Origin of the sequence: Mesorhizobium tianshanense (genome assembly GCF_007830515.1) — a bacterium.
Classification (GTDB): domain Bacteria; phylum Pseudomonadota; class Alphaproteobacteria; order Rhizobiales; family Rhizobiaceae; genus Mesorhizobium; species Mesorhizobium tianshanense.
The window spans coordinates 16396-38453 of the sequence record NZ_VLKT01000061.1 but is presented as its reverse complement, the minus strand read 5'-3'; the positions used below and the strand labels follow the sequence as shown (position 1 = coordinate 38453).

20 protein-coding genes and 1 pseudogene are annotated in these 22058 nt (G+C 63.8%); 14 read left to right on the top strand and 7 right to left on the bottom strand.

The window, feature by feature from the left end:
* Positions 1 to 389: 389 nt before the first annotated feature.
* Positions 390 to 896 carry a protein-export chaperone SecB gene (gene secB / locus IQ26_RS32535; protein ID WP_145722467.1) on the bottom strand — a complete coding sequence of 169 codons (507 nt, stop codon included), beginning with the start codon at positions 894 to 896 and terminating at the stop codon, positions 390 to 392.
* A 121-nt stretch (positions 897 to 1017) separates the two neighbouring features.
* Positions 1018 to 1518: an FxsA family protein gene (locus IQ26_RS32530; RefSeq protein ID WP_145722474.1), complete on the bottom strand. Its 501-nt coding sequence runs from the start codon at positions 1516 to 1518 to the stop codon at positions 1018 to 1020.
* Positions 1519 to 1717: 199 nt separating this feature from the next.
* Here IQ26_RS32530 and IQ26_RS32525 point away from each other — a divergent pair, with 199 nt between their 5' ends.
* The 4 genes from IQ26_RS32525 to IQ26_RS32510 are packed head-to-tail and all read left to right on the top strand — an operon-like array spanning position 1718 to position 4506.
* Positions 1718 to 2422, top strand: a complete 705-nt coding sequence (locus IQ26_RS32525; RefSeq protein ID WP_145722466.1) for a Tim44/TimA family putative adaptor protein — start codon at positions 1718 to 1720, stop codon at positions 2420 to 2422.
* A 23-nt stretch (positions 2423 to 2445) separates the two neighbouring features.
* The gene (gene mltA, locus IQ26_RS32520) at positions 2446 to 3567 is read left to right on the top strand and encodes a murein transglycosylase A (RefSeq protein WP_145722465.1); all 1122 of its coding nucleotides are present in this window, start codon (positions 2446 to 2448) and stop codon (positions 3565 to 3567) included.
* Positions 3564 to 4097, top strand: coding sequence for a Smr/MutS family protein (locus tag IQ26_RS32515; protein WP_145722464.1), 534 nt, complete (start codon positions 3564 to 3566; stop codon positions 4095 to 4097). The genes mltA and IQ26_RS32515 overlap by 4 nt, the downstream gene beginning before the upstream one ends.
* 40 nt (positions 4098 to 4137) lie before the next feature.
* The gene (locus tag IQ26_RS32510) at positions 4138 to 4506 is read left to right on the top strand and encodes a helix-turn-helix domain-containing protein (RefSeq protein WP_145722463.1); all 369 of its coding nucleotides are present in this window, start codon (positions 4138 to 4140) and stop codon (positions 4504 to 4506) included.
* A gap of 7 nt (positions 4507 to 4513) precedes the next feature.
* On the opposite strand, the gene IQ26_RS32505 is transcribed toward IQ26_RS32510, so the two are convergent.
* The 3 genes from IQ26_RS32505 to IQ26_RS32495 form a co-directional block, all read right to left on the bottom strand.
* Positions 4514 to 5131, bottom strand: a complete 618-nt coding sequence (locus tag IQ26_RS32505; protein WP_145722462.1) for a transglutaminase-like cysteine peptidase — start codon at positions 5129 to 5131, stop codon at positions 4514 to 4516.
* A gap of 170 nt (positions 5132 to 5301) precedes the next feature.
* Positions 5302 to 6579, bottom strand: a complete 1278-nt coding sequence (locus IQ26_RS32500; protein WP_145722461.1) for a polyhydroxyalkanoate depolymerase — start codon at positions 6577 to 6579, stop codon at positions 5302 to 5304.
* A gap of 269 nt (positions 6580 to 6848) precedes the next feature.
* Entirely contained in the window at positions 6849 to 7208 is a 360-nt protein-coding gene (locus tag IQ26_RS32495) for a septal ring lytic transglycosylase RlpA family protein (protein WP_145722460.1), read from the bottom strand.
* A 306-nt stretch (positions 7209 to 7514) separates the two neighbouring features.
* Between IQ26_RS32495 and IQ26_RS39560 the strand changes: the two genes are divergently transcribed.
* From IQ26_RS39560 to IQ26_RS32440, 10 genes and pseudogenes are all read left to right on the top strand, one after another.
* Positions 7515 to 7697, top strand: a complete 183-nt coding sequence (locus tag IQ26_RS39560) for a hypothetical protein (protein ID WP_162458134.1) — start codon at positions 7515 to 7517, stop codon at positions 7695 to 7697.
* Between the two features lie 428 nt (positions 7698 to 8125).
* Entirely contained in the window at positions 8126 to 8575 is a 450-nt protein-coding gene (locus tag IQ26_RS32485) for an RrF2 family transcriptional regulator (protein WP_145722459.1), read from the top strand.
* 58 nt (positions 8576 to 8633) lie between these two features.
* A pseudogene (locus tag IQ26_RS32480) lies at positions 8634 to 10006 on the top strand (FAD/NAD(P)-binding protein).
* Between the two features lie 185 nt (positions 10007 to 10191).
* Positions 10192 to 11634 (top strand): pyridoxal-phosphate dependent enzyme, encoded by a 1443-nt coding sequence (locus IQ26_RS32475; RefSeq protein WP_145722458.1) that lies wholly within the window; start codon positions 10192 to 10194, stop codon positions 11632 to 11634.
* On the top strand, positions 11631 to 12812 hold the full coding sequence (locus IQ26_RS32470) for a cystathionine gamma-synthase (RefSeq protein ID WP_145722457.1): 1182 nt from the start codon (positions 11631 to 11633) through the stop codon (positions 12810 to 12812). The genes IQ26_RS32475 and IQ26_RS32470 overlap by 4 nt, the downstream gene beginning before the upstream one ends.
* Positions 12813 to 12954: 142 nt before the next feature.
* Entirely contained in the window at positions 12955 to 13932 is a 978-nt protein-coding gene (locus IQ26_RS32465) for a GlxA family transcriptional regulator (RefSeq protein ID WP_162458133.1), read from the top strand.
* Between the two features lie 315 nt (positions 13933 to 14247).
* Positions 14248 to 15552: a M24 family metallopeptidase gene (locus IQ26_RS32455; RefSeq protein ID WP_145722455.1), complete on the top strand. Its 1305-nt coding sequence runs from the start codon at positions 14248 to 14250 to the stop codon at positions 15550 to 15552.
* Positions 15553 to 16233 (top strand): isochorismatase family protein, encoded by a 681-nt coding sequence (locus IQ26_RS32450; RefSeq protein WP_145722454.1) that lies wholly within the window; start codon positions 15553 to 15555, stop codon positions 16231 to 16233.
* A 26-nt stretch (positions 16234 to 16259) separates the two neighbouring features.
* Entirely contained in the window at positions 16260 to 17255 is a 996-nt protein-coding gene (locus IQ26_RS32445) for an alpha/beta hydrolase (RefSeq protein WP_240547341.1), read from the top strand.
* Positions 17256 to 17568: 313 nt separating this feature from the next.
* A complete protein-coding gene (locus tag IQ26_RS32440; protein WP_145722453.1) occupies positions 17569 to 19212 on the top strand; it encodes an ABC transporter substrate-binding protein in 1644 nt (547 codons plus the stop codon).
* Positions 19213 to 19263: 51 nt separating this feature from the next.
* Here IQ26_RS32440 and IQ26_RS32435 read toward each other — a convergent pair whose 3' ends face one another.
* Complete coding sequence (locus tag IQ26_RS32435) at positions 19264 to 20745, bottom strand: pyridoxal phosphate-dependent decarboxylase family protein (RefSeq protein WP_145722452.1); 1482 nt, start codon at positions 20743 to 20745, stop codon at positions 19264 to 19266.
* Positions 20746 to 20767: 22 nt separating this feature from the next.
* Positions 20768 to 21856: a PLP-dependent cysteine synthase family protein gene (locus IQ26_RS32430; RefSeq protein ID WP_145722451.1), complete on the bottom strand. Its 1089-nt coding sequence runs from the start codon at positions 21854 to 21856 to the stop codon at positions 20768 to 20770.
* Between the last annotated feature and the right edge of the window lie 202 nt (positions 21857 to 22058).

The following is a 22058-nucleotide window of genomic DNA, read 5'->3' as shown; positions in this document are numbered from 1 at the left end:
TGACTTCTGCACCGCGATCAGCGCGCCTCACGGCGGGCTCAGTCCGGAATTCCGGACACGGCACAGATCTCCCGAGGTAAGATCGACCGCCTTCCCCGCACACCCGCCGGATTTACCACCCCGGTCCTTGATGACCATGGACTTCGCGGTCATGTGCCCGCTCGTCCGGCCGGGTAGGCCTCGTATCCGGTTCTTGTCCATCGGGTCGCGGGTTTGCTCCACGCTTCCTTCAGACCCCGCCTTGCGACGACGCCCTTGCGCTTCGCTAACCCTTCGCCGCCATCAGGCTGGGTAGAGGACTTACACCTCCAAGCTGTCGATCATGCTCGGCACACACAAAAAAGCCCGGCGCGAGGCCGGGCTTCTCAAACGCTACCGAGATAGCATTCTCAGCTCACCTTGACCTTGCCGGCGGCCTGGTCCTCTGCCAGCTTCTGCTGGAACATCTGGGCGAAATCGATCGGGTCGAGCATCAAGGGCGGGAAGCCGCCGTTGCGCGTCGCCTCGGCGATGATCTGCCTGGCGAACGGGAACAGCAGCCGCGGGCATTCGATGAACAGGAGCGGCAGCATGTGCTCCTGCGGGAAGCCGCTGATGGCGAATACGCCGCCATAGACCAGCTCGACGTTGAACAGCACTTCCTGATCGAAGGACGCCTTGGCGTTCAGCGTCAGGTTGACGTCGAACTGCTTGTCCGAAAGCGGGTTGGCGTTGACATTGACGTTGATGGCGATGCCGGGGGCCTTGTCGCGGCCGCGCAGCGAGTTCGGTGCTCCGGGGCTTTCGAAGGAAAGGTCCTTCACATATTGGGCAAGCACGTTAAGCGAAGGCTGCGCCGCGTTGCCGTTGCCGTTGCCGCTGGCTGCGCCGGTCGGCGCGTCGTCTTTGCTGGCCATAAGCCGTTGTCCTTTTGCCTGGGCAGCGTCGCTGACCGGATTGAAATCGGGCGTTCGCTACCATGGTCGGCATGACAAGACAAGGTTTGCCGACCTACTCGTCCCCGAGGCAGTTGCCGACCTACTCGTCCTTGAGGCGACGCCAGGGAGAATTGTGATCCGGTCCGCGCCGGTAATCGTCGTCGCGCGAATAGTCGTCATCGTCGAGATCGATGATCTTGTCGCGCGGCCTCGCCCGGAACCCGCCGGTGCTGAAATCGGTCGCCAGCACGATGCGGCCCTTCAACAGGCGCCAGGCAAGGTCGCGGACCGGCGGCAGGAACAGCAGAATGCCAAAAATATCTGATATGAAGCCGGGAATGATGAGCAGGATCGCTGCCAGCACGATCATGGCGCCATGCGCGAGCTGGCGGCTTGGGTCGTGGCCGGCGTCCATTTCGGCACGCACCCGGATCATGACGCCGAAACCCTGGTGCCGCAACAATAGCGCACCGGCTATGCTCGAAGCCAGCACCAGGCCAACCGTCGCCAGTGCGCCGACCTGGCGGCCGACAATGACGAAACCGGCAATCTCCAGAAGCGGAAGCGCGATGATGAACAGGGGAAGCAGCGAAATACGCAAATCTTGACCGATCGTTTCCATGTTTTGCCGGCCGGCGAGCAATCGCCGCTGGCACTGGACCTTTTAGATAGGTATGCCTGCCTTTGATTTGAATGATTGCAGCTTGCGTTCTATATGCTTTGAATGTTGAACGCTATGCGATCGCGGCTGTTTGCCAGCCGGGCGATCCGGCCGGAGTAGGGATTGATTGGCGGAAGATATGGGATTCTTCGACTTCGGCACGATTTTCTTTCTGGTTGCGGCGGTTGTGATCTTTTTCCAGCTGCGCAATGTGCTCGGCCGCCGCACCGGCAGCGAACGTCCGCCCTTCGATCCCTATACGGCGGGCCGGACGCGCGAGGACGCTGCCCAGAAATCCGAGAACGTCGTCTCGCTGCCGCGCAAGCGAGCGCCGGGAGAGCCGGCAGTCGACGCCTACGCGGCGATCGACGCATTCGCCAAGCCTGACACCGATCTCAACAAGGGCCTGCGCACGATCAAGGACAATGATCCGGCATTCGACCCGAAGACCTTCGTCGACGGCGCCAAGATGGCCTATGAGATGATCGTCATGGCCTATGCCGATGGCGACCGCAAGACGCTGAAGAACCTGTTGTCGCGCGAGGTCTATGACGGCTTTGTCGCGGCCATCGGCGACCGCGAGGCGAAATCGGAAAAGATCCAGTCCTCCTTCGTCGGCATCGACAAGGCCGATATCGTTTCCGCCGAGATGAAGGGCGGCGAGGCGCATATCACGCTGCGCATCGTCAGCGAACTGATTTCGGCGACGCGCGACGAGGCAGGCGCCGTCATAGACGGCGATCCTGAAACCGTCGCGGAGGTCAAGGACGTCTGGACCTTTGCCCGCGACACGCGCTCGCGCGACCCGAACTGGAAGCTCGTCGCCACCGAAGAAGAAGACTGAACTGGGCGGCGGCGAGGCCTGTCGTGTCGCTTTCTCAGGCGTTCAGTGAAAAGTCCTTTGGCGATCTGCCCGGTTGGGATGAGGATGACCATCTCCCTGCCTTCGCCGCCTTTCGCCGGTCGGCCCTTTATGTCCTGACCAAGCCCTATCGTTCCGGCGGGCTCGGTATCGACTTCAACGCCTTCACCGAGGCTTACGCTGCAGCCCGCACCGTTTCGCCAACGGACCGGGCGCAAGCCCGCGCCTTCTTCGAGCGTCATTTCATCCCGGCACACATAAGGCCGGAAAACGGCGGCGCCGGTCTCGTCACCGGCTTCTATGAACCCGTTGTCGACGCTTCACCGGTGCGAACCGAACGATTTACGGTGCCGCTGCTGTCGGGCCCGGCCGATCTCGTCGACATCGACGACGCCAATCGGCCGCCCGGTATGGATCCCTATCTCGCCTTTGGTCGGGAAACGCCGAGCGGACCGGTCGAGTATTTCGACCGTGGCGAGATCGAGCGCGGGGCGCTCGCTGGCGAAGATGTGGCCGGCAAGGGTCTGGAAATAGCCTGGCTCGCCGACAAGGTCGACGCCTTCTTCATCCACGTCCAGGGTGCAGCCAGGCTCATCATGACCGATGGCCGGCTTTGCCGCGTCACCTACGCCGCCAAATCCGGCCAGCGTTTCACCGGGCCGGGCCAGATCCTGAGCGAGCTAGGCGAGATCCCGCTGGAAAAGGTGACCATGCAATCGATCCGCGCCTGGTTCAAGGCGCATCCGGATCGCATCGACGAGATCCTGTGGCGCAACCGCTCGTATATTTTCTTCCGTGAGGTGGGAGTCGACGACCCGGAACTTGGCCCGATCGCCGCCGCCAAGGTGCCGCTGACGCCGGGCCGCTCCGTCGCTGTCGACCGTCTGCTCCATACATTCGGCACGCCGTTCTACATCGATGGGCCGTCGCTGACCGCTTTCGGCAACAAACCGTTCCGGCGGCTGATGATCGCGCAGGACACCGGCTCGGCCATCACCGGGCCGGCCCGCGGCGACCTGTTCGCCGGAACGGGAAGCGCGGCCGGCGAGATCGCCGGGGTCGTCCGCAACCCCGCCGATTTCTATGCGCTGATACCGCGTCCGCTTGTTTCGGGGGCGGGGCGATGAGCCGGCGCATCGACAGGCTGAGCGAGGGCGACCGGGTCCTGTGGAACCTGGTGGCGCGCACGGCCAAACCGCTGAAGGGCAAGACCGCTATCGATAGTCGGCACACCGGTCCGGACGTCGGTGACGAGACCAAGCCACCGCCGCGTGTCCAGGCCATGGCTCCTGCCGCGGCGGAGAAAGCAAAGACGCAGCATGTTTCGCATGCGCTTGACGAACCGACGCTGGAAAAGCTGTCGAAGGGCCGGCTGCCGATAGAAGGCCGCGTCGATCTGCATGGGCTGACCCAGGACGAAGCCTATTCGCTGCTGTTTTCCTTCCTGCATCGGGCGCATGCCGGCGGCATCCGCTATGTACTGGTCATCACCGGCAAGGGGTCCTCGTCGGGCGGCGACGGCGTCTTGCGGCGCGCCGTGCCGGCCTGGCTGTCGGCCCCCGCATTCAGGCCACTCGTCTCCAGCCACGACCATGCCGCCCGCAACCATGGCGGCTCGGGCGCGCTCTACGTCCGTCTGCGCCGGGCGCGCCCGTGAGGACACGCCCCATGAGGATGCGCCCCATGAGGATGCGCTTGTGACCCCGTTCGGCGAAAAGCTTCGCGCACTGCGAAGTGAGCGCGGCGTCAGTCAGAAGGCTATGGCCGAGGCGATCGGCGTCAGCGCCGCCTACCTGTCGGCGCTGGAGCATGGCCGCCGTGGCGCGCCGACCTGGACGCTGATCCAGAAGATCATCGGCTATTTCAACGTCATATGGGACGATGCGGAAGAACTCGCCCGGCTGGCCGAGACCTCGCACCCACGGGTGAAGCTCGACACGTCGGGCCTCACCCCAGCCGCCACCGAGCTCGCCAATCTTCTGGCCGAGAACATCGAAAAACTCGACGAAGAGGAGCTTCGCCGCATCACCGTATCAATCCGCGCCGCGCTGAAACAGCCAAAGTAATGGCCTGTTACTGGACCGCGCCGACCAGAACCTGCTGACCATCACGGATCGAGACCCAGCGGCCGGTATTGTCGGTCGCCTGCCGCTTGAGGAAGCGGTAGCCAGTCCGGTCCCATGAGCGGACCTTTTCGTTCAGATTGTCAAGGACGTAGTCGCCCTTGCTTGTACGCACCGTCAGCACCGCGTGGCCTTCGCCGTCGGGCTTGCGCACGACGGTTATCAGAAGATCGGCGTAGGACACGCCCATGCGGTTCAATTCGCGGCGCTTTTCCAGGACATAGTCCTCACAGTCGCCAATACCCTTGACGGGATAGGCCCAGACCTCGTCCCTGCCGTAAATATCATAGTCGCTCATCGCCTTGACCGTGGCGTTGACATTGGCGTTGACACTGAGGATCTTGCGCCAGAGCGCGCCGGTCATGGTGGCGGGGGCGAGATTGCCCGGGCGGATCGAGCATTCGGCCGGGTTGGTCTTGCAGAAATCGTAATGGCCGATCGGCTGCGATGTCGGGCCGCCGGTTGCCATTGGCTCGGCCGCCGAGGCCGCCGTCGCCCAGCCCCCCGAAATCACCAGCCCGGCTACCCCGCACACGCGCAGCTTTCGCGCCACCATTGAGGAAATCATTGTCCCCGCTCACCCTTGTTTTTTATTAACGAAAGGTTAAGGGCGATCTACAGCCCGTGTCAATTATGTAAACGGCCAGATTTACGACATGGTTACCCGGACGGCCGGGAAAGCGGCTATTGTGCAACAGATCGACTGGACAGGCACAAGCCCCCTACTTTTGGCCCCCCCTACTTTTTGGCGGTGCGGACCAGCTTAGGCTTCACTGCAACGCGGGTCCGGCGGCCATAGCTGGTGATGAAGTCGACGATGCGCGGCACGATTTCGGAGCGGAAGCGCGAGCCGTTGAAGACACCGTAATGGCCGACCGCCGGCTGCACATAGTGGGCGTGCCTGTCCGCGGGGATGTTGACGCACAAATCGTGTGCGGCCTGGGTCTGGCCGAGGCCGGAAATGTCGTCGTTCTCGCCCTCGACCGTGAACAGGGCGACATTGCGGATATCGGAGGGATCGATGGCCATGCCGCGATGCATCATCTCGCCCTTGGGCAGAGCGTGACGGACAAACACGGTGTCGACCGTCTGCAGGTAGAATTCCGCGGTCAGATCCATCACCGCCAGGTATTCGTCATAGAAATCACGGTGCTTTTCGGCACTGTCGCCATCATGCTTTACCAGATGCATGAAGAAGTCCTTGTGGGCGATGATGTGGCGGTCGAGATTCATGCTCATGAAGCCCGAAAGCTGCAGGAAGCCGGGATAGACCTCGCGACCGAAACCCGGCACCGGCCAGGGCGCCTGCATGATGACGTTGTCGCGGAACCAGTCGATGCCCTTTTCCTCGGCCAGAAGGTTGACCGCGGTCGGATTGCGGCGGGTGTCGATCGGCCCGCCCATCAGCGTCATCGTCGAGGGAACGAACGGGTCGCCCCGCGTTTCCATCAGCGCCACCGCCGCCAGCACCGGCACTGAAGGCTGGCACACCGCCATGACGTGGGTGTCGGGGCCTAGCGCATGCAGCATATCGACAATGTAGTCGATATAGTCGTCGAGGTCGAAGCTGCCGTCGCTGAGCGGCACCATGCGGGCATCGACCCAGTCGGTGATGTGCACGTCGGCATGGGGCAGCATCGCCTCGACCGTGCCGCGCAGCAGCGTCGCATAGTGGCCGGACATCGGCGCCACGATCAGCAGCTTCGGATCAGGCCGGCGGCCGGCGGGAACGGCCCGCTCGAAACGGAGCAGATTGCAGAAGGGCCGCGACCACACCGTCTTTTCGGTGACATCGACGCTTTTCCAGTCGACCACGGCCTTCGTCAGGCCGAATGGCGGCTTGCTGTAGCGGCGCGTCATGCGCTCGAACAATTCGGCCGTTGCCGCGACCGAGCGGCCCCAGGGCGTGTGCGCAAACGGATTGAGCGGATTGTTGTAAAACATCCGCGTCGCGTCGGCATAGAGCCGTGCCGGCTGCAAGGCGGCGTGGTTCAATTCATAGAATTGGTAGAACATCGAGAACCCCGCTGCTGCGACCGAAGGGACGACGGGCAGCGCCGATCCCCAGATGTCTCGCGGGGACGTTAACAACAAATTGCTGCGATGCAATACGTCAGGTGACGTGATTTATGCTCATACTTTCGTCCAAGGCGTTGAAAATCCGCTTTGAACGGTAGGAGCCGGCTCAGTGTGCGGCCGCGAAGGCGCCGGGAAGGCACGGGCGATCGCTTCGGGTCTGAAGCGATTGCCCGGGTGAATGCAAGTCGGGAATCAGATGCGCTATGTCAAATGCGGTCTGTGCACACCGACGTATGGCCCGAGCTGATGAAGCCGAGCCGCCTGGCGGCGCCCTTCGACAGGTCGATCACGCGCCCCTTGATGAACGGGCCGCGGTCGTTGATGCGCACGACGACGCTGCGGCCGTTGTTGCGGTTGGTGACCTTCAGCTTTGTCCCAAAAGGCAAAGTGCGGTGCGCGGCGGTCAATGCCGACGGGTTCATCCGCTCGCCGGAAGCGGTCTTCGAGTGCAGCGCGTACCAGGAGGCGCGGCCGCATTGAGCGGCGGCAGGGGAGATGGACGCGCCGACCATCAGGCCAACCGCGATCGTCACCGCGACAAGCGCGGTCTGGTTGGGTTTCTTCATCTGTGGGAATGGCTCCGTTTTGACAGACCCCAGCCGTTACGGATCGAATGTGGCACGAAATGCGGCAATCGTCTGGCGGTTCCATGGCTACAGTACACGTTTGGAGTCGGCGGGAAACAGTTTGTCAGGCATGTTGGGGACCACGCCGATGTATCTGTGGTGGCCTTCGCACCAGCACCGGGGTGTTTCCGGCAAGATCTGGCCTTACTATGCAAGTAGATGCGAGAGCGATCGATACTCTTCCTTTCGCTTTTTCATTGCGGCCATGGCGCGACTGACGATCGACTTGGGAAGGAAATTCCGGCGATGAGATTGATCAAGACTCTGCTGGCGTTGGTTGTGCTCGGCATCGGTGCGCTCTGGTCGCTGCAAGGCATCGGCCTTGTCGGTGGCAGCTTCATGACCGGCCAGTCGCAATGGCTCTATATCGGTATCGTCACCGCGCTGGTCGGCCTGACGGGATTGGTCTGGGCGAACCGTCCGCACTGATATTCACATTACAATAGAGCGCTGATCCGGCGGGTACCCACGCCGGTGCTTCGCCGCGGCAAATCCATGCTGCGAATGGCCGAGGATTTGAAAATTAGTCCCTGTATTCGAAGTTAAGTATAGTAGTCTTATCGACATTACAGAAATTGGAGAGGGCGATGAGCGCTCCATATCGCGGCGATCGCTTGCAGCATGCATCGGCCTTCAATGTCGAGCGCGCTGGCTGTTCGGATGTCTCTGTGCCCTCGGGGGCGTCCATCAAAATGGCCGTAGCGGCTTGAAAACGAAGCAAAATCAACGGCACTCGGCTTGTATATCATGTCACTAGAATTTATGTGTCATGTAAGCGTGGACGCGGTGGGGACGCATGCCAGGCTTTTCGCAACCAGTGGCCCTGCGCCATCGCATGACAGAGAAATGTTCCGTCTATGCTCACGAAAAAGGGCAAATACGGCCTCAAGGCGCTCGTACATCTCGCGCGGCTGCCGGTTGGACAGCTCGCCTTCGTCAACGACATCGCCGCCGCGAACAACATCCCGAAGAAATTTCTCGATGCCATACTCGGCGAATTGCGCAACGCCGGTTTCGTCCAGAGCCGCAAGGGCAAGGATGGCGGCTATCGCCTGGCGCGGCCGGCGGACGAGATCAAGGTCGGCCACGTCGTGCGCGTGCTCGATGGGCCGCTCGCCCCCATTCCCTGCGCCAGCCGCACCCGGTATCAGCGCTGCGAAGACTGCAACGAGGCGACATGCCAAGTCCGTCATCTGATGCTGGAGGTCCGGCAGGCGATCGCCGAGGTGCTGGATCAGCGCAGCCTCGCCGAGATGCGCGATATCGCCAGCGACGACCTTTCGGTTGCGTTGAAGATCCAGGCCTGAACCAACAACCCCTGAGCCGGCAACGATCGGCGAAGCGGCCAAGGCAGCGAGTGCGCGCATGACCGGTCGCGCAAATTCGATCATCCCGAATTCGATCATCATTGTCGGCGGCGGCGCCAGCGGCGTCGTCCTTGCCGCGCATCTGTTGAAATCGCCCAATCCCGATCTCCGCGTCACGCTGATCGAGAGGCGTCCGCATTTCGGACAGGGCATCGCCTATTCCACGCTGCTGTCGGCGCATGTGCTGAATGTCAGCGCGGCCGGTATGAGCGCCTATGCCGACGACCCCGGCAATTTCTGGCGCTGGCTGCTTGAACGCGGTCTGGCAACCCCCGAGCAGGCGCCCGTCTACGCGCCGCGCAGCGTCTACGCCCGCTACCTGAAGGAACTGCCGGACGAGCTCGAGGCCTGCGAGACGGGACGCCTGCGTCTGATCCGCGAGGAAAGCCTGTCGATCTCGCCGTCCGCGTCCGGGGTGGAGGTGGCGCTGGCGAACGGCACCAGCATCGTCGCCCACCTTGCCGTGCTGGCGACCGGACATGACGAGGAGCCTGGCCGGACATGACGAGGAGCCTGGCGCCGGCCAGGGCCACGCGATCAGGATGGGATCGGAGGCCGACTCCGCGCTCGATCCCGAAGCCCGAGTCCTGGTGCTGGGCTCCGGCTTGAGCATGGTCGATGCCTTCCTGTCGCTCGAACAACGCAGCCATCGCGGCGAGATCGTCGCCGTGTCGCGGCGCGGCCTGCTGCCGTCGCCGCATCGCAAGGGCAACCCGATCAAGCTTGACGTCGCCGACATTCCGCTCGGCACCCAGCTTTCTTATTTTGTCGGCTGGTTCCGCGACCTGATCCGGGAAAACCAGAAGGCCGGCATCGACTGGCGCGATGTCGTCGACGGCCTCAGGCCGTTTAACCAGAAAATCTGGCAAAACTGGCCATCCTCCGCCAAGCGCCGCTTTGTCGAGCACACCAAGGCGTGGTGGGATATCCACCGCCATCGCATGGCGCCACAGGTCTACACCCGCGTCACCGAGGCGGTTCAAGCGGGCCGCATCCGGCTTGTCGCCGGGCGCGTCGTCGGCATCGCGGCGGGCGACGAATTCAGCGTGCAGGTCCAGTCGCGCCATACGCAGCGTCTCGAAACGTTCGACGTCGCCCGCATCTACGATTGCACCGGCATCGCCAGGGACATCTCGACCACCTCAAACAGTGTGGTGCGGTCGCTGGTCGACCGAGGGCTGGGCCCGGCCGGATCCGCTGCGCCTTGGCCTCGACGTGACCGACAATTGCGAGGTCATCGCCAGCGACGATACCGTATCGGCCAAGATCCTCGCGGTCGGACCGCTGACGCGCGGCACCTTCTTCGAGATCGACGCCATTCCGGATATTCGCGTCCAGTGTGCAAGGTTGAGCAAGCGGCTGCTGGGGTAGGCTGTTGAGAGGGGCGCTGTCCCGCAGGCTTTTGTGAGCGGCCCTATGTCCCAACAACTGGAATCTCATTCCTCGTCTGGCCATTGGATTGGCACGATCTATCTTCTTTCAGACTGCAAACGGCTGGAAAAGAAGCTAGGCTGACGACCTGCCCAAGGCGGTCGCTTGACCATGGAGCATCTTATATGAGCAAGCACAAGATCGCCGCACCCGACAGCGCCCCCTCGGACGGTGCAATGTCGCGCCTGCGTCCGCCCTATGCATCGGTTCTCGACCTGATCGGGCAGACGCCGGTCGTCGAGCTGACCAAATTCGACGTCGGCAAGTGCCGGCTGTTCATCAAGCTCGAAAGTCAGAATCCCGGCGGCTCGATCAAGGACCGCATCGCGCTGTCGATGATCGCCGCCGCCGAAAAGCAGGGCAAGCTGAAGCGCGGCGGCACCATCGTCGAGGCAACCGCCGGCAACACCGGTCTCGGCCTCGCCCAGGTCGGCATCCCCAAGGGCTATCGCATCATCCTGGTCGTGCCCGACAAGATGTCGCGCGAAAAAATCCAGCATCTGCGGGCGCTCGGCGCGGAAGTGCGCATGACCCGTTCCGATGTCGGCAAGGGTCACGCCGAATATTATCAGGACATGGCCGAAAAGATCGCCGCCGAATTGCCTGGGGCCTTCTATGCCAACCAGTTCGCCAATCCGGCCAACCCGCTCGCCCACGAAACCACGACCGGTCCGGAAATCTTTCAGCAGCTCGATGGCGACGTCGATGCGGTGGTCGTCGGCGTCGGCTCGGGCGGCACGCTGACCGGGCTTGGCCGCTACTTCGCTGATGCCTCGCCGAAGACCGAGATGATTCTCGCCGATCCGGTCGGCTCGGTACTGGCGCCACTGATCAAGACTGGCAAGATGATAGAGGCCGGAAGCTGGACCGTGGAAGGCATCGGCGAGGATTTCGTCCCGCCCAATGCCGATCTGTCGCTGGTCAAGAAGGCCTACTCCATCCCCGACAAGCAGAGCATGCTGGCGGTGCGCGACCTGCTGTCGAAGGAAGGCATCCTCGCCGGCTCGTCGTCCGGCACGCTGCTTTCGACAGCCTTGCGCTATTGCCGCGAGCAGACTGTTCCGAAGCGGGTCGTCACCTTCGTCTGCGACAGCGGCAACAAATATTTGTCGAAAGTCTTCGACGACTTCTGGCTGGCCGAGCAGGGTCTTGCCGAGCAGGAGCAGCATGGCGATCTGCGCGATCTGGTGATGCGCTCGCACCGCACCGGCGACACCGTGTTTGTCGGTCCCGACGAAAGCCTGCTCAACGCCTATGGCCGCATGCGCCGTTCGGATGTGTCGCAGCTGCCGGTACTGGACGAGGGCAGACTGGTCGGCATCGTCGACGAAAGCGATATTCTCGCCCATGTCGAAGGCCCCTATGACAGCCGCTGGGACCGCTTCAAGGCCCCGGTCCGCACCGCGATGACCTCCACCCTGCACACGCTGCAGGCCAGCCAGACGCTGGACGCGCTGCTGCCGGTGTTCGACCGCAACGAAGTCGCCATCGTCTTCGACGGCGACGAGTTCATCGGCCTGATAACCCGCATCGACTTGATCAACCATCTGAGGCGCCGCGCAAGATGACTATCAAAGCAACCGTTGAGGGCAGGAACCGTCTGGCCTTCTCGACGCGCACCATCCATGGCGGCCAGAGCCACGACCCGACGACCGGCGCGGTGATGGTGCCGATCTATGCGACTTCGACCTATGGCCAGCAGAGCCCGGGCGTGCACAAGGGTTTTGAATATGCCCGCAGCCAGAACCCGACCCGCTTTGCCTTCGAGCGGGCGGTGGCCGATCTCGAAAGCGGCGCAGCCGCCTTCGCCTTCGCCTCGGGGCTGGCGGCGATCGCCACCATTTTCGAGCTGCTCGATTCCGGCGCGCATGTCGTCGCCACCGACGACATCTATGGCGGCACCTTCCGCCTGCTCGAGCGGGTCCGCAAACGCTCGGCCAACCTCCAGGTCGACTTCGTCGACTTCACCGATCTTGCCGCGGTCGAAGCGGCGATCCGCCCGGAAACCAAACTGCTCTGGGTCGAGACGCCGACCAATCCGCTGCTGCGCGTCGTCGATCTCGAAGCGGTCGCAGGGTTGGCAAAGCGCAAAGGCGTGCTGTCGGTCGCCGACAACACCTTCTGCAGCCCCTATCTGCAGCGGCCGCTGGAGCTCGGCATCGACATATCAGTCCATTCGACGACGAAATACCTCAATGGCCATTCCGACATGGTCGGCGGCGTCGCCGTGGTCGGCGACAACAAGGATCTGGCCGACCAGCTGAAATTCCTGCAGAACGCGATCGGCGCCATATCAGGCCCGTTCGACAGTTTTCTGGCGCTGCGCGGCCTCAAGACGCTGGCGCTGAGGATGGAGCGCCACTCGTCGAACGGCCAGAAGATCGCGCATTGGCTGGAAAGCCGCCCCGACATCCGCCGCGTCATCTATCCCGGCCTTCCCAGCCACCCGCAGCACGCCATCGCAAGGCGGCAGATGCACGCCTTCGGCGGCATGATCACGGTCGAGCTCGACCGCGACCTTGCCGGGACAAAACGCTTCCTCGAACACACGCAACTGTTCACCCTGGCCGAAAGCCTCGGCGGCGTCGAAAGCCTGATCGAGCACCCGGCGCTGATGACGCACGGCTCGATCCCGGCGCAAAAGCGCGCCGCGATCGGGATTTCCGATTCGCTGGTGCGGTTGTCGGCGGGCATTGAGGATGGCGATGATCTGATTGCGGATCTTGATCAGGCGCTGGCGAGTTGAAGGGGGCGCGGAAGCACTCTGCAAGGGTGAACGGCAGAGCAGCGCCTAGATCGACAACTGTTGCCGTTCAGCCAATTGCCGTTGACCCCGAGCGCTATCAGGCGGAATTGTAGCGCCTCGATCCTTCCCGGCTCCGGACCCCATGAACATCCCCGCGCGCGACCAACCAAAACCCACCGACGCCCCGCTCACCTTCGCGGTGCTGGTCTTCCCCGGCTTTCCGATGATGGCGTTCAGTTCGGTGATCGAGCCGCTGCGCGCGGCCAACGTGCTGGCGAAAAAAGAATGCTATCGCTGGATCATCGTCGGCGCCGCCGAAGGCCCGGTCGAGGCCTCGAACGGCGTCGTCATCCAGCCCGGCTTTTTTGCCGGGGATGCGCCGAAGGTCGACCGTATCGTCGTCTGCTCGGGCGGCAACGCCGATCATCTTGTCGCCGACGACGCCGTGAGCTGGATCCGCAAGAGCCTGCGCGGCGGCGCCCATATCGGCGCGGTCGCGGATGCGGCCTTCTTTCTGGCCCGCGCGGGCCTGCTAGACGGCCATGCCTGCACCTTGCACTGGACCAGCCAGGCGGCCTTCACCGAAGCGTTTCCGGATATCGAGCTCAGGCGCGATCTCTACGTCATCGACCGCAAGCGCTTCACCTCGGCCGGCGGTGTCGGCAGCCTCGACATGATGCTGGAGATCATTACCAACGATTTTGGCGCCGAGCTCGCGGCCGGCGTCGCCGAATGGTTCGTGCACAGCCCGCTGCGCTCCAGCGTCGACCGCAAGCTGATGCCGCTGCGCCTGCGCACCGGCGTCCAGAACGAGTTGGTGCTGTCGGCCATCGCCATCATGGAGGACGCGGTGGAGGAGCGGCTCGGCATGGCGGCGCTGGCGGAAAAGCTCGGCGTCTCCTCCGACAAGCTCGAACGGAATTTCCGCTCCGAGCTCAGCATCTCGCCCAACGGCTATTATCGCCGCCTGCGGCTGAAGCGCGCCGCCGATCTCCTGGCGCATTCGACGCTGATGGTGCGCGACGTGGCGCTGGCCTGCGGTTTTGCTTCGATGTCGAGTTTTGCGCGGGCATTCAGGGAGGAGCATGGGCACGCGCCGAAGGTGGCGCGCAGGCATTAGGTTTCCAGCGCAGGGGACTTGACTCTATCAAGACGTTGGCGGGACAGCGCCCCCCTCTGTCCTGCCGGACATCTCCCCCACGAGGGGGGAGATCGGCAGCTTCGGTGCTTCGCTTCTCCTGAGACGGTGGAGTTTGGCGAAAGCAGCGATGACGGCCAATCTCCCCCCTCGTGGGGGAGATGTCCGGTAGGACAGAGGGGGGCGCCGTAGAGCGCTTCGGAACGACTTCAAGCGGCATCCGGCACAACATCTGCGGTATCCCGCACAGCCTCTGTGCAGCGCATGGCTCATCTTCGCCGCTTCCAGGAGGCGCCCATGAGCATCGTCGTTTTTGATCCCGACAGCACCGAGGATGTGGACTTCAAGGACCGCATGCGCCACCCGGCGGCCGCCGATCCGGCCGGCGGCATGTGGCTGTCCGACACCGAGCCGTCCTTCATCGACGCGGACGCGCTGCGCAAGGGGCGGCTCGCCAGGCTGCGCGCCTGGATGCGCGAGGCCGGCTATGGCGCCGTGGTGCTGTTCGACCCCTACAACCAGCGCTACGCCACCGGCTCGCGCAACATGTTCGGCTATTTCCTGCGCAACTCGACGCGCTACTTCTTCATCCCGGCATCGGGGCCGATCGTGCTGTTCGAATATCCGCAGAGCTATCATGTCTCGATGGTGCTCGACACGATCGACGAGGCGCGCCCGTCCAAGCTGGTCTGGTCATCGGTGTCGGGCCGCGACGACGAAACCGCAGGTCCGTTCGCCGACGAGATCGCCGAATTGTTGAAAACGCATGGCGGCGGCTCGATGAAGCTCGGCCTCGACCGCTGCGGCCATCTGCAGGCGCTGGCGCTGGAAAAGCGCGGCTGCGAGGTCCGGGATTGCCAGGGCGAGATCCTGGCCGTGCGCGCAGTGAAGACGCCGGAGGAAGTAAAATGCCTGCAGGTGTCGATGGCCGGCGCCGAAGCCGCCGTCTATGCGGTGCGCGAGGCGATCAAGCCCGGCGTTTCCGAAAACGATCTCTTCGCCATCATGTATCACGAGGTGATCCGGCAGGGCGGCGAGTTCATCGAAACCCGCCTGCTGACCTCGGGCCAGCGCACCAACCCGTGGTTCAACGAAGCGAGCGGCCGCAAGATCAGGCCGGGCGAACTTTTGGCGCTGGATACCGATACGATCGGCTGCTACGGCTATTACTCGGACTTCTCGCGCACCTTCCGCTGTGGGCCGGGCAAGCCGACGGATTATCAGAAATCGCTCTACCGCATGGCCCACGAGCAGGTTCAGCACAACATCTCGATCGTCAGGCCGGGCATGGCGTTTCGCGAGATTGCCGAGAAGGCCTGGAAGATCCCGGACCGCTTCGTCGACCAGCGCTATACGTCGGTGATGCACGGCGTCGGCATGCATGGCGAGACGCCGTTCATCGCGCACGCCATGGACTACGAGACCTATGGCCGCGACGGTTTTGTCGTGCCCGGCATGGTGGTCAGCGTCGAGAGCTATATTGGCGAGAAAGGCGGACGCGAGGGTGTCAAGCTCGAGGACGAGATCCTGGTCACCGAGACCGGCACCGAGCTTCTGTCGCGCTTTCCCTATGAGGACGATTTTCTTGACAGGCAGGTTTGAATGAAGGGCCCGGTCTCGATCGAGCGCGGCACGGCGGCCGCGGTCTTCGTCGACCTCCAGGAGGAGCATCGGCAGGACAAGCGCTATCTGGTCGAGGGTTTTGGCGACATTCTCGCCAACGTCCAGCGGCTGCAGGCAACGGCGCGGGCCAACGATGTGCTGCTCTACCACTCCGCCTATATCGTCGATCTCACCAGGGAGGCGCGGCGGTTCCATCCGGTCGATGCGAATGGCAGGTCGGCTTTCTCCGACAAGGACGATCCGCTGACGGCGATCTGTCCGGAAGTGGCCCCGGTCGCCGGCGAGATGATGCTGGTCAAGACTGAGGCCAGCGCCTTCGGAGCTGGCCCTGCCGCAGGGCGGCTCAAGGCAGAAGGGATCGAGTGGCTGGTCGTTGCCGGCGTGTGGACCGAGGCCTGCATCGACGCCACCGTCAGGGATGCGGTGTCATCTGGCTTTCGCGTGCTGCTGGTCAAGGATGCGTGCGGCAGCGGCAGCACGGCGATGCACCAGACCGCCATCCTCAACCTTGCCAACCGGCTCTATGGCGGCGCCGTGACCACCACCGACGGCGCGTGCCGATTGATGGCAGGTGAGACGGTCGATGCATGGCAGGTCGTGGGCTCGGTGCCTTTGCGGTTCAGCTATGAAAATGCCGCCCGCCTCTACGACGAACTCTGACGCTCCAGGGGATTTGGTGGGACCGGATGGCGATGGTCAGTGACGCCGACACGCCCGAGACAGCAAAACGGGGAAAATACGCGACGCTGCTCGAGCCGGCGCTGTGGGCCTATATCGACCGGGTCAATGAATGGTATCCGCCCGACATGGACTTGCCGGTCGACCAGCAGCGGGCGGTCTATGATGCGATGTGCCGGGCGTTCCACCAAGGCTATCCCGCAGGTGTCGAAGCCAGCGACGGCACGGTTGCCGCCGGCGACCACGCTATCCCGATCCGGCGCTACCTGCTGGCGGGCAAGGCGCCGCAAGCGATGGTCGTCTATTATCACGGCGGCGGCTTCGTGCTTGGCGGACTCGACAGCCACGACGACATCTGTGCCGAGATTTGCGCCGGCACCGGCTTTGCGGTGCTGTCCGCCGACTACCGGCTGGCGCCCGAACATCTGCATCCGGCCGCCTTCGACGATGCGCTGGCCATGTTCGAATGGGCGGCGGCGACAGCCGGCTTGCCGATCGTGCTGTGCGGCGAAAGCGCCGGCGGCAATCTTGCCGCCGCGGTCGCGCAAGCGGCACGCCGCCATGATCGCCCCGCAGTCGGCCAGGTGCTGGTCTATCCCGAGTTGGGCGGTCCGGAGCTAGGTGGCAAAGAGAGCGCCGGTTCCTATGTCGAGCACGCCGAGGCGCCGCTGCTGACGCTCAGCGACATCGAATTCTACCGCCAGGTCCGCTCCGGCAAGGCGCAGTCGCCAGACGACCCGACCTTCTCACCGCTGCGCGACACCGATTTCTCCGGCCTGCCGCCGACAATCGTCGTCACCGCGCAATGCGATCCGCTGTCATCGGACGGCGAGGCCTATCGCGACCGCATCCTTGCCGCCGGCGGCCGCGCCTGGTTGTACGAGGAACCGCGCCTCGTGCACAGTTTCCTGCGCGCCCGCAAAACCGTGCCACGGGCCGGCGAGGCCTTCACCCGCATCGTCGCGGCCATCGCCGCGCTCGGCAAAGGCGATTGGCCGTACTGACGTCGCGAAGGGCCCTCATCCGGCCGCTTCGCGGCCACCTTTTCCCGCTGGGGAGAAGAGGCTGGCATCAACGCTGGCGACCTCCTCTCCCCTCGGGGAGAGGTCGGATTGCCCCGAATTGCTCTTCCAATTCGGCTGGCAATTCGGGTGAGGGGACCTTCCGCTTGCGGAACGGCGCACAAGAACTGCGGAAGTCCGAACACTTCCCCGCGAAAGCTCGCCCTATCATCCCCGAGGCAATGGCGCTCCGGCGATCTGATCCGTCCCCCGCGTTTGGCGATCGGCCGGGGCGCCCAACAACAGGGGAACGACGATGAAGTTCATGTTGACCGACAGAGCGTTGCATCCGCAGGCTGAACCCGTCGCCGACGGCTTCAAGAAAGACAGCATGAATCGGCGCGAATATCTCGCCACCATGGCCGCGCTCGGCGTCAGCGCCGCCGGCGCGCTGGCGCTTGGCGGCCTTGCGCCCTCTCCGGCCAGGGCGGCCGAGGAGCCGAAGCGCGGCGGCGTCCTGCGCGTCGCCATGAACGTCAAGGGCTGGAAGGATCCGCGCACCTTCGACGGCGTCGAAATGTCCAACGTCGCCCGCCAGTGCAACGAATATCTGGTGCGCTGGAACCGCGATTTCACCTTCGAGCCGTGGCTGCTCGAGAGCTGGGAGACCAGCGACGACGCTCGCGTGCTCACGCTGCATGTCCGTAAGGGCATCACCTGGTCGAATGGCGACACGTTCAACGCCGCCGACGTCGTCCACAACCTCACGCGCTGGTGCGATGCCGGCGTCGCCGGCAACTCGGTCGCCGAGCGCATGGGCGCGCTGATCGACACCGCCACCAAGAAACCGGTCGACGGCGGCATCGAGCGTGTCGACGACTTTACCGTCCGGCTCAATCTGCCGAAGCCCGATATTTCGCTGATCGCCGGCATGACCGACTATCCGGCGCTGATCATGCATCGCAGCTACGATGGCGACGGCGATCCGCTTAAGGCTCTGGCGATCACCACTGGACCTTGCGAACTGGTGGCATGGGACGCCGAGGTCGGCGCCGAGGTCCGCCGCAAGGAAAAGCCATGGTGGAAAGGCGACTTCTACCTCGACGGCATACAATGGATCGACTACGGCTCCGATCCCAATGCCATGTTCTCGGCTTTTGAATCGGGCGAGATCGACACCAACCACGAAACCGCCGCCGATACGGTGTCGCAGACGGACGCCATGGACCTGAGCAATTCGGAGCTTGCCACCGGCTCGACGCTCGTCGCGCGCTTCAACGTCGGCAATCCGCCCTACGACGATATCAAGGTGCGCCGCGCCGCCCAGCTCGCGGTCGACAACGGCGCGATCCTGAAGATCGGCATGGATGACCGGGGCAAGCCGGCCGAGAACCATCATGTCGGGCCGATGCATGCCGAATACGCCGATATCGGGCCGGCGGTGCGCGATGTCGATCAGGCCAAGGCCCTGCTTGCCGAGGCCGGCAAGTCCGACCACGAATACGACCTCATCTCCGTCGATGTCGACTGGCAGAAGAACACCGGCGACGCCATCGCCGCGCAGATGCGCGACGCCGGGCTGAAGGTCAAACGGACCGTGCTGCCGGCGGCGACGTTCTGGAACGACTGGAGCAAATATCCTTTCTCCTGCACCGAGTGGCTCGGCCGGCCGCTCGGCGTCCAGGTGCTGGCGCTGGCCTACAAGTCCGGCGCCGCCTGGAACGAGAGCGCCTACGCCAACCCGGAGTTCGACGCTTTGCTCGACAAGGCGCTGGCCACGCCGGATGCCGGTGCACGCAAGGAGATCATGGCCAAGATTGAACAGAATCTGCGCGACTCCGGCATCATCATCCAGCCCTATTGGCGCTCCGTCTACCGCACGTTCCGCAAAGGCGTGCACGGCTGCGAGCAGCACCAGTCGCTGGAGCAGCATTTCGAGAAGGTCTGGCTTGACGCGTAGTCCTTGCCGCCGGATCGGAACACCGACGGCCAACATAACGGAATGCCGGCGTCAGCCGGCCACGCCAGGCCTTGAAATCTCTCGTCCGAGGCGCACTGTTTCCCGCACCAGCAGGTCCAGGTCCTCGCGCCGGGTGCGGTGATTGTTGATCGCCACCCGCAGGCAATGCCGGCCGTGCACCGTCGTATCCGAAAGGGCGGCGGTGCCCTCCTCCTGCAGCCTCAGCATGATCTCGGTGTTGAGCGCCTTCTGCTGTTCGCCCGTCAGCCCGTCGCCGCGGTAGCGAAAGCAGACGATGTTGATGTTCGGTGGCGCGATCAGTTCCAGCAACGGTTCGGCCTCGATCAGCCTGCCGAGCGTGTGGCCCTGTGCGATGTTCTGATCGATCAGGCGGCCGAATTTCTCGATGCCGTGCTCCCTCAGCGCCATCCACACCTTGAGCGCCCTGAATCCGCGTGACGTCTGCAGGCCAAAATCATGCAGCCATTGTCCGGATGCGAGGCCGCGTGGCGTCGACTCCAGATATTCCGGCGTCACCGCGAACGTGCTGCGATGGGCCGAGGCGTCCCTGATCAGGGCGCAGCCGACCTCGAACGGGGCATGCAGCCATTTGTGCGGATCGAGCGCGATGGAGTGGGCACGTTCGATACCGGCAACGCGGTAGGAATTTTCCGGCGCAATGGCGATCAGGGCGCCGATGCAGCCGTCGACATGGAACCAGAGATTCTCTTGCGCAGCCAGACTTGCAAGCGCCTGCAGGTCGTCGATCGCCCCGGTGTTCACCGTGCCTGCCGTGCCGATCACGCAGGCAGGCTGAAAACCTGCCTTGCGGTCCTCGGCGATCGCCGCCCGCAAGGCGTCGATGTCGATCCGCAATCCGGCATCGGTGGGGATGCGTCGAAGCGCCTGGTTGCCCAGGCCGAGCGCCTCCATCGCCTTGCGGTGGCAGGAGTGAAGCTGGTCCGAGCCATAGAAACGCAGCGGCTTTGCGATGGCGGCAACGCCATGCTCGCGCACGTCGATGCCTGCCTTGACGTTGCGCGCCACGGTCAGTCCGATGATGTTGGCCATCGAGCCGCCGCTGACCAGCGTGCCGCTGGCCGACTGGGGAAAGCCCATCATCTGCTTGCACCAGTCGACAACCTGGCTGTCCATCAGCGCGGCGGCATGGTTGCCGCCGCCGAGGTTCGAGCCCTGGATCGCCGCCAGGAAATCGCCGAGCGCCCCGGTGAAATTGCTCGATCCCATGTACCAGGACCAGAAGCGCGGATGGATGTTGCCCATCGGATAGGCCATCACATTCCGCGCAACCTCGTCATAGACCTGGGCAAGCGGGTGAGGCGAGCGCGGCAGGGGTTCCGCGAAGAAGGCTTTCACCTCCGCGGGCATGTCCTGCCACACCGGACGCTCCCGGACATCGCGCAGATAGTCGACGGCATCGTCGACGACCCGATGCGAGAGCGCCTGAACCTCGGCCCAGTCGACCGGATCGAGCGTTTCTTCGGCACCGGCGGTTTTCAGCATGGCGTCCATCCCCGTTGCTCCCGATACGCCGTTACTCAGCTGGGAACTGGCAGCCCGGCGTCGAGCGCGAAAGGGCTGTTTCCTCTGCGTCCATCTCGGCTTCGATGCCGTCGAACAACGGTGTCGTCATGTAGCGTTCGCCGGTGTCGGGAAGCATGCACAGGATCACCGAGCCGGGTGCGGCTTTTTCCGCGATCTGGCGTGCCACGGCAAAAGTGGCTCCGCCGGAGATGCCGGTGAAAATCCCTTCCTTTTGCGCCAGCGCCTTGGCCCATTTGATGCCCTCCGGTCCGGGAACAGGCACCACCTCGTCATAGAGGCCGGCGTCGACCGCCTCCTGCAGGACGTTGGGAATGAAATCCGGGGTCCAGCCCTGGATCGGATGCGGCTCGAAGGCCGGATGGCTGGCGGCCGGCGCGCCGTCGGCGCCTCGCTCCTGCGCCTTGCCGCTGCCGATGAGCTGGGCATTGGCCGGTTCGGCCAGAACGATCCTGGTCGCCGGACGCTCCCTGCGCAGCACGCGCCCGACACCGACGACGGTGCCGCCGGTTCCGTAGCCGGTGACGAAGCAGTCGAGTCGCGACCCGGCGAAATCATTGATGATCTCGCGTGCCGTCGTCGCCTCGTGAATGGCGGCATTGGCCTTGGTCTCGAACTGGCGGGCCAGGAACCAGCCATTGGCTTCAGCCAGTTCGACCGCCTTGTTGTACATGCCGAAGCCCTTCTGGGCGCGCGGCGTCAGCACCACCTTGGCGCCCAGCATGCGCATCAGCTTGCGGCGCTCGATGGAGAAGCTGTCGGCCATCGTCACCACCAGCGGATAACCCTTCTGCGCGCAGACCATGGCCAGCCCGATGCCGGTGTTGCCGCTGGTTGCCTCGACGACGGTCTGGCCCGGCTTCAAGGCGCCGCTGCGCTCGCCCTCCTCTATGATGTTGAGCGCCAGCCGGTCCTTAACCGACGCCGCCGGATTGAAGAACTCGGCCTTCACATAGATCGTCACGTGATCCGGGCCGAGATTGTTGATCCGGATCACCGGCGTATCGCCGACCGTGTCGAGAATGCTGTCGAACAGGCGGCCGCGCCCGGCCGTGGTTCTGATTTTCTGTTGCTGCAACATGTTGATCTCCTCCTGTTTGTCGTCGTGGTTGTTGTCACGGGCCGGTTACAAACCGGCGGCTTGGGCGGCGAGGTTTCGAGACCTTGCCGCGGTACGGTTCCTTGCCGGCAATGCCGGTATCCGGCGCGGAAATTCGTTGCCGGATGCACTCTGTCGCATTCAGTGATAAAATAGAGGGCGATAGGCCAGCGTGGGAGCAAGC

Coding starts and splice junctions, on each gene's coding strand:
- secB (WP_145722467.1), bottom strand. CDS start 896: ATGGCCAGCAAAGACGACGCGCCGACCGGCGCAGCCAGCGGCAACGGC.
- IQ26_RS32445 (WP_240547341.1), top strand. CDS start 16,260: ATGGCGATGGTCAGTGACGCCGACACGCCCGAGACAGCAAAACGGGGA.
- IQ26_RS32475 (WP_145722458.1), top strand. CDS start 10,192: ATGAGCAAGCACAAGATCGCCGCACCCGACAGCGCCCCCTCGGACGGT.
- IQ26_RS32455 (WP_145722455.1), top strand. CDS start 14,248: ATGAGCATCGTCGTTTTTGATCCCGACAGCACCGAGGATGTGGACTTC.
- IQ26_RS32495 (WP_145722460.1), bottom strand. CDS start 7,208: ATGAAGAAACCCAACCAGACCGCGCTTGTCGCGGTGACGATCGCGGTT.
- IQ26_RS32485 (WP_145722459.1), top strand. CDS start 8,126: ATGCTCACGAAAAAGGGCAAATACGGCCTCAAGGCGCTCGTACATCTC.
- IQ26_RS32440 (WP_145722453.1), top strand. CDS start 17,569: ATGAAGTTCATGTTGACCGACAGAGCGTTGCATCCGCAGGCTGAACCC.
- IQ26_RS32470 (WP_145722457.1), top strand. CDS start 11,631: ATGACTATCAAAGCAACCGTTGAGGGCAGGAACCGTCTGGCCTTCTCG.
- IQ26_RS32525 (WP_145722466.1), top strand. CDS start 1,718: ATGGGATTCTTCGACTTCGGCACGATTTTCTTTCTGGTTGCGGCGGTT.
- IQ26_RS39560 (WP_162458134.1), top strand. CDS start 7,515: ATGAGATTGATCAAGACTCTGCTGGCGTTGGTTGTGCTCGGCATCGGT.
- IQ26_RS32430 (WP_145722451.1), bottom strand. CDS start 21,856: ATGTTGCAGCAACAGAAAATCAGAACCACGGCCGGGCGCGGCCGCCTG.
- IQ26_RS32465 (WP_162458133.1), top strand. CDS start 12,955: ATGAACATCCCCGCGCGCGACCAACCAAAACCCACCGACGCCCCGCTC.
- IQ26_RS32450 (WP_145722454.1), top strand. CDS start 15,553: ATGAAGGGCCCGGTCTCGATCGAGCGCGGCACGGCGGCCGCGGTCTTC.
- IQ26_RS32500 (WP_145722461.1), bottom strand. CDS start 6,579: ATGTTCTACCAATTCTATGAATTGAACCACGCCGCCTTGCAGCCGGCA.
- IQ26_RS32515 (WP_145722464.1), top strand. CDS start 3,564: ATGAGCCGGCGCATCGACAGGCTGAGCGAGGGCGACCGGGTCCTGTGG.
- IQ26_RS32505 (WP_145722462.1), bottom strand. CDS start 5,131: ATGATTTCCTCAATGGTGGCGCGAAAGCTGCGCGTGTGCGGGGTAGCC.
- IQ26_RS32435 (WP_145722452.1), bottom strand. CDS start 20,745: ATGGACGCCATGCTGAAAACCGCCGGTGCCGAAGAAACGCTCGATCCG.